We start from the raw sequence: 11,918 nt of genomic DNA on the forward strand, positions 1-11,918 counted from the left end.
GGCTCCAGCAGGCGCTGCAGCCTGTCCTCCATCTCCTCCACCGCGGCCAGCTGGTCGGCCAGGTTCTGCCCGGCGAGGCGCAGTTGATCGAAACGGTCGGCGCCCGTCGTGATGGCCCCATTGCCTTCGCCCCAGCGCCGTTCGGCCCGGGCGAGCTCCTCTTCCAGGCGTTCCTGCAACCACAGCCGCAGGCCATCGAGCTGCTGCAGGCTGCGCCGGGCCAGCTCCCTGCCCCTGGCCAGCTGTTCGGGGTCGAGTGCTGTGGCCAGGGTCTCGCTGAGGGACTGGCCCTGGCGCAGCAGCACCCGTGCCCCGGTGAGCACGGCGGCCGGCACGAACTGGCCCAGGGCCAGGGCGCCGAGGCTGCCCGTGTGCAGCCAGTCCTCCACCTGGGCGCTGCGGTGCCGACCGGTCTTGCACCAGTGGGCGAAGTGCTCGCAGTTGTTGAACAGCAGGTTGTAGCGCTGCTCGCCGATGCGGCCCATGGCCCGCCGCAGGGTCACCCCCACCGGCGAGCAGGCACCCTCTGGGTAGCTCACGGCGCTGATGGGCTCCCCGCGGCTGAAGTCCTGCAGGGGGCTGCGCAGGATCTCCCTTCCCTCCAGGTAGTGGGCCACCGTGCCATCCCCCAGGTCGATGCCGTGGTGCAGGAACAGGCCGTGCTGGCGGGGGGCCTGCAGGTGATCGGCGGCGGCCAAGGCGTGGCAACAAAAGAAGCTTCAGCTTCGCGCCGTGGCGGTGCTGCTACGGGAAGGCGCCGGGTACGGATGGCCGCTCCGTGGCGCCTCTGCAGGGGGCACCTCAGGCCGTGGCCTGTTCACCTCTGTGGCCGTCGAGGTCGGCGGCGGCACTGATCGGCAGCACCTTGGCCTTGCTGCGCTGCTCCACCAGCTCCCTGGTGATGGTGAACGTCTGCACATCGCGGCGGGAGGGCAGGTCGTACATGACGTCGAGCATCAGCTCCTCGACGATGCCCCGCAGGGCCCGGGCGCCGGTTTTGCGGCGATGGGCTTCGGCGGCGATGGCCTCGACGGCGCCCGGTTCGAACTCGAGCCGCACGTTGTCCATGCTGAGCAGCGTCTGGAACTGTTTGACCAGGGCGTCCCGCGGTTCGGTGAGGATCGCCTCCAGGGCGCTGGTGTCGAGGGGTTCGAGCACCGCGCTCACCGGCAGCCGGCCGATGAACTCGGGAATCAGGCCATAGCGCACCAGATCCTCCGGTTCGAGGTGACGCATCACTTCGCTCGACTGCTTGTCCTTGCCGGATCGCACCCGGCTGCGGCCGTCGGCGGGCAGGAAGCCGATGGCGTTGCGGCCCATCCGCTTCTGGACCAGGTCGTCCAGACCCACGAAGGCGCCACCGCAGATGAACAGCACCTGGCTGGTGTCGATCTGGATGCAGTCCTGGTAGGGGTGCTTGCGGCCGCCCTGGGGGGGCACGTTGGCGACGGTGCCCTCCAGCATCTTGAGCAGGGCCTGCTGGACCCCTTCACCGGAGACGTCACGGGTGATCGAGGGGTTTTCGCTCTTGCGGGCGATCTTGTCGATCTCGTCGATGTAGACGATGCCCCGCTGGGCCTGTTCGACGTCCAGGTCGGCCTTCTGGAGCAGGCGCAGCAGGATGTTCTCCACGTCCTCGCCCACATAGCCGGCTTCGGTGAGGGTGGTGGCATCGGCCACGGCGAAGGGCACGTCGAGCATCTCCGCCAGGGACTGGGCCAGGAGCGTCTTGCCGCAGCCGGTGGGCCCGATCAGCAGGATGTTCGACTTGTGCAGCCGGGTGGCGGTCTGGTCCGTCTCCCCCTTGCCGTCCCCTTGCCAGGCCAGGCGTTTGTAGTGGTTGTAGACGGCCACGGCCAGCACCTTCTTGGCCTCCTCCTGGCCCACGACCTGCTGGTCGAGGAAGGTCTTGATCTCCTGGGGCCTGGGGATGGTGGCCAGGGTGGGGGCGGGTTTGGCCGATTTCTTCGCCGGGGTCTTGCGGCCGCCATCGGCGACGGGTCTGCCCTGGGGCCCGGGACCGTGGTGTTCAACGAGTTCCTCATCGAGGATCTCGTTGCAGAGATCAATGCATTCGTCGCAGATGTAGACGCCCGGCCCGGCGATCAGCTTGCGCACCTGTTCCTGGGACTTGCCGCAGAAAGAGCACTTCAGATGGGCGTCGAACTTGGCCATCGGCGAGGAAGCGGCGGGAGCGGCGGTGGTCGCCCAGGGGAGGGGTTGGTGGAAGCCCGGCCCCCAGGATCGACCCCAGCCGTCGTTTTGTCAGTCGTTCCTGAGGTTCGGACCGGTGGTGGAGGGGCGTTGGGGCTGCGACGACCTAGGGGACGGCAGGGGCTGGGGCGTCATCGACCACCCGGTCGATGAGTCCGTATTCAACCGCTTCCGCCGGGGAAAGGAAGTAGTCGCGGTCGGTATCTTCAGCGATCTTGTCCAGCGGCTGGCCGGTGTGCTCGGACATCAGTCCGTTGAGCGTGTCCTTCAGGAACAGGATCTCGCGGGCCTGGATCTCGAGGTCGACGGCCTGGCCCTGGGCGCCCCCGAGGGGCTGGTGGATCATGATCCGGGCATTGGGCAGGGCCATCCGTTTGCCGGGGGCCCCTCCCGTGAGCAGGAAGGCCCCCATGCTGGCGGCAAGGCCGTAACAGATGGTCACCACATCCGGCGCCACCTGCTGCATGGTGTCGTAGATCGCCAGGCCGGAGGTCACCGAACCGCCCGGGGAGTTGATGTAGATCTGGATGTCCTTCTCGGGATCCTCGGCTTCCAGGAACAGCAGCTGGGCCACCAGGGAGTCGGCCACCTGATCGTCGATGCCGGTGCCGAGAAAGATGATCCGCTCCCGCAGCAGCCTGGAATAGATGTCGAAGGCCCGGTCGCCGCGGCCGGACTGCTCCACCACCGTGGGCAGCACCCCGGGAGCGGCGGAGGGGCTTGGAGCGGCCACGCCGTTCCAGGGCAGCGGCCCCTGCCAGAGGTTGCTCACGGGGTGGGGCCGAGATCCCGACAGCCAGTCGGGGATCAGGGGCGAGGGGGCGTCGATCACGCGGATTCGCTGGCGGACGGGGGGAGTGGCTTCAATCTATGGGTGGGTGCCTTCCTCCTGAGCCTTGCTGCCCCCGGCAGCGGCGGCGCCCTTCTTCGTTTTCGCGGCGGCCTTCGCGGCTTTGGGCCGCTTCTCCGTGGCGGATTCGCCGGAGGTGTCGCTGGGGTCTGGGGCCTCCTCAGCCGCCGGCGCCTTGTCGGTGATCGTGCTGTTGGCCTCCAGCCACTCCAGCAGCTGCTCCCTGAGCAGATCCTCGGCCACGGCCAGCCGCAGCCGCTCCTGGTCGATGGCGCCGCCGTCGCTCAGGCCCTGGCGGATCTCGCTCAGCTTGGCCTCCAGGTCGGCGGCGGCCACCTCGATCTTCTCGGCGGCGGCCAGCGCCTTGAGCGCCAGGGTGCGGCGCAGCCGCTGCTCGGCCTCGGGCCGGGAGGTGTCCATGAGGCTGCGCACCAGATCGGGGGTGAACAGCTTTTTCACATCCATGCCCTGCTGGGAGATCTGGCCGGCGGTCTGCTCGATCAGGTTGCGCACCTCCTGCTGGATGAGGGTCTCGGGCAGTTCCACCTCCAGCTGCTCCACCAGCACCGTCAGCAGGGCTTCGTGGCGGTTGGCCCGATGGCGGCGCTCGGCGTCCTCCCGCAGGCGCTGCTCCAGGTCGGCGCGCAGTTCGGCCAGGGTCGGCTTGTCGCTGGCCTGCTGGGCGAAGGCATCGTCGAGGGCGGGGAGTTCCCGGGTCTTGAGTTCCAGCAGGGTGATGGCGAACAGGGCCTCCCGGCCTGCCGCCTGCTCCTGGGGGTAGCTGTCGGGGAAGCGGCAGCTCACGTCGCGGCTGTCGCCGACGGCCATGCCGATGATGCCGGCCACGAAACCGGGGATCATGCGGCCCTCCTCCAGCTCCACTTCCATCCCGTCGCTGCTGCCGCCCTCGATGGCCTCGCCGTTGTCGACGAAGCTGCCGCTGAAGGCGATGTGGGCCACGTCACCCTCGGCGGCGGCCCGATCCTCCACCGGCACCAGGGTGGCCAGCTGGCGGCGCGACTGCTCGATCAGCTCGTCGACCCGGGCGGGGTCGAAGAGCACCGGCTCGGCTTCGGCCGTGAAGCCCTTGGTGCTGCGCAGGGTGGGGATGGGCTCCACGTCCATCTCCAGGGTGATCGTGAGCTCCTCGCCCGGGTTGAAGCGCTGCAGGACCAGCTCGAAGGCCTCGTTCAGCTCGGGCCGGCCGATGGCCTCGATGGCCTCCTGCTGCATCGCCTCCCGCACGACCGCGTCCACCAGGTCCTCGAGGGCGGTGGCGCGGATGCGCAGCGGTCCGATCTGCTGCAGCAGCACTGGCCGGGGCACCCGTCCCTTGCGGAAACCGGGCAGTTTGACGCTGCGGCTCAGCTTCTCCAGGGCGGCGTCGTAGCTCTTCTGACTGCGCCTCGCAGGCACGGCGACCTCCACCGCCAGGCGGCTTCCGGGACGGGGGGAGGTGGTCACCCGGAGGTTGGCTTCGGTGCTGGCGGCAGGGCTCATGAAACGGTTTCGCTCGGGGCAGCCCCCCATCCTAGAAACTGGCCGTTTCGGGCCTCTGCCACGTATTGTGCGATCGACGCAACGGCGCGCCCATATCCCCAACTGAACGCTGCTTTCCGGCCTCTGGCCGGCGGTTTTGTTTCAGGGTCCCGTCTCCGCAGTCCCCTACCCGACCCCGTCCCGCCACCTGTTCCTTTCCCCCCGTTGACCGTCTCAGCGACCCTGTCCTCCCCTCCCCGCCAGCTGCCTTCGAGGCCGCTGCGCATCGCCATCCTCGGCGCCACGGGAGCCGTGGGCCAGGAGCTCCTGGCCCTGCTGCAGGAACGGGGCTTCCCGGTGGCGGAGCTGGTGCCGCTGGCGTCCCCCCGCTCCGCCGGCCAGGCACTCGAGTGGCGGGGTGACCACCTCCAGGTGCGCCCCGTCGGCCCAGAAGCCTTCGAGGGCGTCGACCTGGTGCTGGCCTCGGCCGGGGGTTCGGTGTCCCGGCAGTGGGCCCCGGTGGCGGTGGCGGCCGGCGCTGTGGTGATCGACAACTCCAGTGCCTTCCGCATGGATCCGGCGGTGCCCCTGGTGGTGCCCGAGGTGAATCCCGAGGCCGCCTTCACCCACGGCGGGATCATCGCCAATCCCAACTGCACCACGATCCTGCTGACCCTGGCCCTGGCCCCCCTGGCGGCCCGGCGCCCGATCCGCCGGGTGGTCGTCAGCACCTACCAGTCGGCCAGCGGCGCCGGCGCCCGCGCCATGGAGGAGCTGCGCCAGCTGAGCCGCACCGTGCTCGATGGCGGCGAGCCGGTGAGCGCCGTGCTGCCCCATTCGCTGGCCTTCAACCTCTTCCTGCACAACTCACCCCTGGAGCCCAGCGGCTACTGCGAGGAGGAGCTCAAGATGCTCCACGAAACCCGCAAGATCATGGGCCTGCCCGATCTGCGCCTCACGGCCACCTGCGTGCGGGTGCCGGTCCTGCGGGCCCATTCCGAAGCCGTCAACATCGAATTCGAGGAGCCGTTTCCCGTGGAGGAGGCCCGCGCCCTGCTGGCGGCCGCCCCTGGCGTCGAGCTGATCGAGAACTTCGGGACCAACCGCTTCCCCATGCCCACCGACGTCACCGGCCGGGATCCGGTGGCCGTGGGCCGCATCCGCCAGGACCTCAGCGATCCCCGGGCCCTGGAGCTGTGGCTCTGCGGCGACCAGATCCGCAAGGGGGCGGCCCTCAATGCCATCCAGATCGCCGAACTGCTGCGCGAACCGGCCACGGCGGCTGCGGGCCAGGGAGGTGCCGTTTGAGCACGGCCACCCTGCAGGCGCCGAGCACGGCCCCCTCCCCTGAGGCCCCCTTCGGCCGCCTGCTCACCGCCATGGTGACCCCCTTCCAACCGGACGGTGGCGTCGATCTCGAGCTGGCGGCCCGGCTGGCGGACCATCTGGTCAGCAACGGATCCGATGGCCTGGTGCTGTGCGGCACCACCGGCGAATCCCCCACCCTCACCTGGCAGGAGCAGCACGAGCTGTTCGCCGCCGTGAAGGGCACCGTTGGCACGCGCGCCCGCCTGCTGGCGGGCAGCGGCAGCAACTGCACCGCCGAGGCGGTGGAGGCCACCGGTGAGGCGGCCGCCCTCGGCGCCGATGGCGCCCTGGTGGTGGTGCCCTACTACAACAAGCCGCCCCAGGAGGGCCTGGAAGCCCATTTCCGGGCCGTGGCCCAGGCCGCTCCTGAGCTGCCGCTCATGCTATACAACATCCCGGGCCGCACCGGCTGCAGCCTGGCGCCGGACACCACCGCCCGCCTGCTGGATCAGGCCAACGTGGTGGCTTTCAAGGCCGCCAGCGGCACCACCGAAGAGGTCAGCCGGCTGCGGGAACTCTGCGGCAACCGCCTGGCGATCTACAGCGGCGATGACGCCCTCACCCTGCCGATGCTGGCGGTGGGTGCCGTGGGTGTGGTGAGCGTGGCCAGCCACCTGGTGGGCCCCAGGATCCGGGCGATGCTCCTGGCCCACCTGAGCGGCGACGTCGCCGCCGCCCTGGACGCGCACCAGCAGCTGCTGCCCCTGTGCCGGGCGTTGTTCTGCACCACCAATCCCATTCCCGTCAAAGCCGCCCTGGAGATCAGCGGCTGGCCGGTGGGTGCCCCCCGACTTCCCCTTCTTTCCGCCGATACCGACGTGCGACAGCGCCTTTCCTCGATCCTGGCCGCCCTGCGTCCCACCTGACGCCAAGGCTGATTTCCAGAGTCACATCCGCTTCCCGTTCCTTCCCACTGCCAACCCTTTCCTTTCCTACATGTCCAGTCAGAACGTCAATCCCATCGTCCGCTCCGGCAACGGCGCCAAAGCCAAGCACCAGGGCCTGCGCGTCATTCCGCTGGGCGGCCTGCACGAGATCGGCAAGAACACCTGCGTCTTCGAATACGGCGATGAGCTGATGCTTGTCGATGCCGGCCTCGCGTTCCCCAGCGACGGCATGCACGGCGTCAACGTGGTGATGCCCGACACCAGCTACCTGCGCGAGAACCAGAAGCGCATCCGCGGCATGGTGGTCACCCACGGCCACGAAGATCACATCGGCGGTATTCCCCACCACCTCAAGAACTTCAACATCCCGATCATCTACGGCCCGCGGCTGGCGATGTCGATGCTTCAGGGAAAGATGGAGGAGGCGGGCGTCACCGACCGCACCACCATCCAGACGGTCGGTCCGCGTGATGTGGTGCACGTCGGCCAGCACTTCAAGGTGGAGTTCATCCGTAACACCCACTCGATGGCCGACAGCTTCACGCTGGCCATCACCACCCCCGTTGGTGTGATCATCTTCACCGGCGACTTCAAGTTCGACCACACCCCCGTGGACGGCGAGGCCTTCGACCTGCAGCGCCTGGCCCACTACGGCGAACAGGGGGTGCTGTGCCTGTTCAGCGATTCCACCAACGCCGAGATCCCCGGTTTCACCCCTCCCGAGCGGGCCGTGTTTCCGAACCTGGATCGCCACATCAGCCAGGCGGAAGGCCGGGTGATCATCACCACCTTCGCCAGCTCGATTCATCGGGTGTCGATGATCCTGGAACTGGCGATGAAGAACGGCCGCAAGGTGGGGCTGCTGGGCCGCTCCATGCTCAACGTGATCGCCAAGGCCCGGGAGCTCGGCTACATGCGTGCCCCCGATGATCTGTTCGTTCCCATCAAGCAGATCCGCGACCTGCCCGACCGGGAAACCCTGCTGCTGATGACCGGCAGCCAGGGCGAACCGCTGGCGGCCCTCAGCCGCATCTCCCGCGGCGAGCATCCCCAGGTGCAGGTGAAGTCCACCGACACGATCATCTTTTCGGCCAGTCCGATCCCCGGCAACACCATCTCGGTGGTGAACACCATCGACCGGCTGATGATGATGGGAGCCAAGGTCGTCTACGGCAAGGGCGAGGGCATCCACGTCTCCGGCCACGGTTGCCAGGAGGACCACAAGCTGATGCTGGCGCTGGCCAAGCCGAAATTCTTCGTGCCCGTGCACGGTGAGCACCGCATGCTCGTCTGCCATTCCAAGACGGCCCAGTCGATGGGTGTGCCGGCCGATCACATCCTGATCATCGACAACGGCGACGTGGTCGAACTCACTCCCGACACCATCAACAAGGGCGAACCGGTGAAGGCCGGCATCGAGCTGCTCGACGCCTCCCGCAACGGCATCGTCGATGCCCGGGTGCTCAAGGAACGCCAGCAGCTGGCCGAGGACGGTGTCATCACCCTGCTGGCGGTGATCACCACCGACGGCGTGATGGCGGCGCCGCCGCGGGTGAATCTGCGTGGTGTGGTCACCGCCGCCGATGCCCGCAAGCTGTCCGTCTGGGCCGAGCGGGAGATCACCTGGGTGCTGGAGAACCGCTGGAACCAGCTGGCCCGCAACACGGGCGGCAAGGCCCCCGATGTCGACTGGGTGGGCGTGCAGCGGGAGGTGGAGGTGGGCCTGCAGCGCCGCCTGCGCCGCGAGCTGCAGGTGGACCCGCTGATCATCTGCCTGGTGCAGCCTGCCCCCGCCGGCACCCCGGCCTACAAGGGCCGGGCCGATGCTGAGCCCGATACCCGGCCGGCGCCCCGCGGCGGCCGCAGGGATGGGGGCGGACGCCAGGCGGCCGCCGCCGTGCCCCAGCGCCAGCTGGTGACGGCCGCCACCGCTGCGGTGCCGGCGGCCACCATCGCGGCGCCGGCCCCAGCGCCTGCAACGGTTGTCAGCAAGGCCCCCCCTGAGGAGCCGGAACCCACCGGTCGCGTTCGCCGCCGCCGCTCCGCCGCCTCCGCCGGCTGATCGCCGTACACCCTCCGCCCGGGGCCCGCCCGGGGCCCCGGCTGCGGGGTTGCCTGGGCCTCAGCCGATGCTGACCAGCATCAGGCCACCGAGCAGGTCCTCATCGGCCTTGTCCTCGGACGCCGTGGCGCTGACGGGTTCCTTCCAGGCGAGCTCCACGTCCTCCGCCAGGGACGGATCGGACTGGTGCAGTTCGATCAGTTCGGGCTCCTCCACCACATCCGGAATCAACGAGGGCTCGCTCCAGGGGGCGGCTGGTGACGCAGCCGGAGCCTCCCCGCTCGGCTCCACCGCCTCCAGACCGCCGCTGGGGGCTGGGGTGGCCGGCGACTGGCCCAGCCATGGGGCCGCGGCGCCGGTCACCGCCTGGCCGGGTGAGGCGGAGGTGGGCGCAATCAGGGCTGTCGCGGCTGCCGCCGTGGCCGGCACGGCGGGCGTCTCTTCAATCGCGCACTGCTTCAAGCCCTGCTCGGCGATCCTGGTGAGGGCGGCTTCGCTGCTCTGGGCCGCCACCGCTCCGTAGTACCCAGCGGCAGCGGTCTTGTCGGAGTAGCCGTAGAGGTGGGTATGACCCAGCAGCAGCTGCAGCCGCATCTGCAGCCCGACGACCTGGGTGTTGTCCGATGACTGCAGCTGCTGCAGCAGCTCCTCCCCGTCCTGCAGAACGGTGGCCCATTGTTCCTTCGAGTAGGCCTGCTCGATCACCGCGTAGCGCTGGGCGGCTTCGTTGGCGGTGGTCTCAGCCATGGAGCGCGTCCGGAGTTCGGACCCACAGTGTGCTGCGATCCCAGTGCAGTTGCCATCCTCCGGCCAGATCCAGGCGGCCAGGATCCCCCCCGCGGGCCAAACGGCTCACCAGGGTTTCGAGGTTCTTCGCACCCGGGGGGCTGCCCAGGTGGCGTTGCAGCCAGTGCTGCAGCAACCGGCGCTGGCTGGCCTGGGCCAGGCTGAGCAGCCGACCGCGCTGCAGCCGACCGGGAGTCCCGTCGGCCTCCAGGGCCCCCAGGGCCAGCTCCAGCAGGTCCGTTTCCGCTTCAAACTGCTGCTCCAGCCGCTCCGCCTGGGCACTGATCCGCCGGCTGGCTCCCGGGTGGAGGGCCTCCAGCACCGGCATCACCTCGGCGCGCAGTCGGTTGCGGGCGAAGCGCAGGTCGGCGTTGCTGCTGTCCTCCAAGACGGGCAGATGGCGCTCCCGGCAGAGGCGGCCGGTGTCGGCGCGATCAAACACCAGCAGGGGGCGGGCCAGCCGCAGGGCACCGGCTTCCGGGCCCAGGGGCCGACTGGCCCGCAGGCTGGAGAGACCCCGCAGGTGGCTGCCCCTGGCCAGGTTGAGCAGCACCGTTTCGGCCCGGTCGCTGGCGGTGTGGCCCGTGACCACGTGCGTGCAGTGCCAGCGGAGCGCCGCCTCGGCCAGGCGCCCGTAGCGCCAGGCGCGGGCCTCGGCTTCGCTGAGCGGAACCGGATCGGCCCGATCGAGCTGCAGGTCCAGTCCCTGGCCACCGGCCCATTGCTGCAGTTCCCTGGCCTGGCGTGCGGCGTCGTGGCGCCAGCCGTGGTCGCCGTGCCACAGCTGCAGACGCCAGCCATGCAGAGGCTGCAGGTCGCGCAGGAGGGTGACCAGGGCCATCGAATCCTGCCCGCCGGACACGGCCAGCAGCAGGGACGCCCCCGCCGGCAGCAGGCCGGGGTGCCGCAGCAGGTGGCGGTGCAGGCGTGTCTGGTCGCTTCCCCAGGGCCGCCGCGGCTGACTTGGGTCGGGTGGGAGAATCACGTCACGCTTCCGTCCGTCCGCCGATGACCCGCCTCTCCAGCCTGCCCACCGCCCTGCAGCAGGCAATCCGCCAGGGGCGCACGCTGAAGGTCATCGCCGGACTGGATAACTTCGACGCGGCCAGGGTGCGGCAGGTGGTCAGGGCCGCGGCCGCCGGTGGCGCCGATCTGGTGGATCTGGCCTGTGAGCCCGCCCTGGTGCGTCTGGCCCATGGCCTGGCACCGCAGCTGCCGATCTGCGTCTCGGCGGTGGATCCGGCCCTGTTCCCCCCAGCCGTGGAGGCCGGAGCGGCCCTGGTGGAGATCGGCAACTACGACAGCTTCTATCCCCAGGGGCGCGTCTTCGGTGCCGACGAGGTGCTGGCGCTCACCCGCCGCACCCGTGAGCTCCTGCCGGAGACGGTGCTGTCGGTCACCGTGCCCCACACCCTGCCCCTCGCTGCCCAGGAACGGCTGGCGGTGGAGCTGGTGGCCGCGGGCGCCGACCTGATTCAGACCGAGGGCGGAACCAGCTCCCGTCCCCTCAGTGCCGGCGCCCTGGGACTGATCGAAAAGGCCGCCCCGACCTTGGCGGCCGCCCATGCCATCAGCCGGGCGGTGGACGTGCCGGTGTTGTGTGCCTCCGGTCTGTCGGCCGTCACGGTGCCGATGGCCCTCGCCGCCGGTGCCGCCGGTGTCGGCGTGGGCTCCGCCGTCAACCGCCTCGACGATGAACTCGCCATGGTGGCGGTGGTGCGTGCCCTGCGGGAAGCGATGCCAGTGGCGGCTGTGGTTCACGGTGAACGGCCTCAGTAAACTGATCGCGCTGCTGCATTTCCTTCCATGGGCTCGCTTGTCTGGCTCCTGCAATGGCCGATCCGGGCCCTCATCCTGCTCCTGGTGGCGCGGTTGCCCCTCGGGGTGGAGATGGCGAGCTTCCCGGTCGCCCTCCTGTCGGCCGTCGTCATCGGTCTGCTGGGCACGCTGCTGATCTGGCCGCTGAAGCTGATTCTCGGGCCGATCTGGGCTGTCACCTCCCTGGGGGGCATCATCAGCCCGGTGTCGTTCCTGTTCAACTGGCTCATCACCATCATCCTGTTCGGCCTGGCCGCCTGGTTGATCAAGGGTTTCCGCCTGCAGAACGGCCTGATCAGCGCCATCCTCGGCGCGCTGGCCTACAGCGTGCTGAGCAGCCTGGTGCTGGGCTGGCTGGGTCTGGATGTGCCGCTCACCAGGGCGATGGCGGCGGCCTCCGGGGTGGGCTGATCGGTTTTCCCCGCCGAGCCGTTCCCCGGGGGTGAACGCCAGA

The 11,918-nt window shown here is 69.6% G+C and carries 11 protein-coding genes; 5 read left to right on the forward strand and 6 right to left on the reverse strand.

Annotated features, from left to right (window positions below):
* The 4 genes from KBZ04_RS00440 to tig form a co-directional block, all read right to left on the reverse strand.
* The coding region (locus tag KBZ04_RS00440) for a lecithin retinol acyltransferase family protein (RefSeq protein WP_254989948.1) at nt 1-698 on the reverse strand (698 nt) is incomplete at its 3' end.
* A 103-nt stretch (nt 699-801) separates the two neighbouring features.
* Nucleotides 802-2,175, reverse strand: a complete 1,374-nt coding sequence (clpX, locus tag KBZ04_RS00445) for an ATP-dependent protease ATP-binding subunit ClpX (protein WP_254989949.1) — start codon at nt 2,173-2,175, stop codon at nt 802-804.
* 145 nt (nt 2,176-2,320) lie between these two features.
* Nucleotides 2,321-2,986, reverse strand: coding sequence for an ATP-dependent Clp endopeptidase proteolytic subunit ClpP (gene clpP / locus KBZ04_RS00450; protein ID WP_315860009.1), 666 nt, complete (start codon nt 2,984-2,986; stop codon nt 2,321-2,323).
* Nucleotides 2,987-3,082: 96 nt separating this feature from the next.
* Nucleotides 3,083-4,564: a trigger factor gene (tig, locus tag KBZ04_RS00455; protein WP_254989950.1), complete on the reverse strand. Its 1,482-nt coding sequence runs from the start codon at nt 4,562-4,564 to the stop codon at nt 3,083-3,085.
* Between the two features lie 204 nt (nt 4,565-4,768).
* On the opposite strand from tig, the gene KBZ04_RS00460 reads away from it, so the two are divergent.
* From KBZ04_RS00460 to KBZ04_RS00470, 3 genes are all read left to right on the forward strand, one after another.
* A complete protein-coding gene (locus KBZ04_RS00460; protein ID WP_254989951.1) occupies nt 4,769-5,851 on the forward strand; it encodes an aspartate-semialdehyde dehydrogenase in 1,083 nt (360 codons plus the stop codon).
* Nucleotides 5,848-6,777 (forward strand): 4-hydroxy-tetrahydrodipicolinate synthase, encoded by a 930-nt coding sequence (dapA, locus tag KBZ04_RS00465; RefSeq protein WP_254989952.1) that lies wholly within the window; start codon nt 5,848-5,850, stop codon nt 6,775-6,777. Before KBZ04_RS00460 ends, dapA begins: the two co-directional genes overlap by 4 nt.
* Nucleotides 6,778-6,847: 70 nt before the next feature.
* A complete protein-coding gene (locus KBZ04_RS00470; protein WP_254989953.1) occupies nt 6,848-8,860 on the forward strand; it encodes a ribonuclease J in 2,013 nt (670 codons plus the stop codon).
* Nucleotides 8,861-8,920: 60 nt separating this feature from the next.
* Here KBZ04_RS00470 and KBZ04_RS00475 read toward each other — a convergent pair whose 3' ends face one another.
* Both KBZ04_RS00475 and tilS read right to left on the reverse strand, forming a co-directional pair.
* Nucleotides 8,921-9,607, reverse strand: coding sequence for a hypothetical protein (locus tag KBZ04_RS00475; protein ID WP_254989954.1), 687 nt, complete (start codon nt 9,605-9,607; stop codon nt 8,921-8,923).
* Complete coding sequence (gene tilS, locus KBZ04_RS00480) at nt 9,600-10,631, reverse strand: tRNA lysidine(34) synthetase TilS (protein WP_254989955.1); 1,032 nt, start codon at nt 10,629-10,631, stop codon at nt 9,600-9,602. The genes KBZ04_RS00475 and tilS overlap by 8 nt, the downstream gene beginning before the upstream one ends.
* A 23-nt stretch (nt 10,632-10,654) precedes the next feature.
* Between tilS and KBZ04_RS00485 the strand changes: the two genes are divergently transcribed.
* Together KBZ04_RS00485 and KBZ04_RS00490 are read left to right on the forward strand one after the other, a co-directional pair.
* Nucleotides 10,655-11,425: a DUF561 domain-containing protein gene (locus KBZ04_RS00485; protein ID WP_254989956.1), complete on the forward strand. Its 771-nt coding sequence runs from the start codon at nt 10,655-10,657 to the stop codon at nt 11,423-11,425.
* Between the two features lie 27 nt (nt 11,426-11,452).
* Entirely contained in the window at nt 11,453-11,875 is a 423-nt protein-coding gene (locus tag KBZ04_RS00490; protein WP_254989957.1) for a phage holin family protein, read from the forward strand.
* Nucleotides 11,876-11,918 lie beyond the last annotated feature (43 nt).

Source organism: Cyanobium sp. N5-Cardenillas (assembly GCF_024345515.1).
Lineage (GTDB): Bacteria > Cyanobacteriota > Cyanobacteriia > PCC-6307 > Cyanobiaceae > Cyanobium.

What these genes read in the sequence shown, in the direction of transcription:
- KBZ04_RS00470 (WP_254989953.1), top strand. Translation starts at nt 6,848, where the DNA reads ATGTCCAGTCAGAACGTCAATCCCATCGTCCGCTCCGGCAACGGCGCC.
- KBZ04_RS00490 (WP_254989957.1), top strand. Translation starts at nt 11,453, where the DNA reads ATGGGCTCGCTTGTCTGGCTCCTGCAATGGCCGATCCGGGCCCTCATC.
- KBZ04_RS00475 (WP_254989954.1), bottom strand. Translation starts at nt 9,607, where the DNA reads ATGGCTGAGACCACCGCCAACGAAGCCGCCCAGCGCTACGCGGTGATC.
- tig (WP_254989950.1), bottom strand. Translation starts at nt 4,564, where the DNA reads ATGAGCCCTGCCGCCAGCACCGAAGCCAACCTCCGGGTGACCACCTCC.
- clpX (WP_254989949.1), bottom strand. Translation starts at nt 2,175, where the DNA reads ATGGCCAAGTTCGACGCCCATCTGAAGTGCTCTTTCTGCGGCAAGTCC.
- KBZ04_RS00485 (WP_254989956.1), top strand. Translation starts at nt 10,655, where the DNA reads ATGACCCGCCTCTCCAGCCTGCCCACCGCCCTGCAGCAGGCAATCCGC.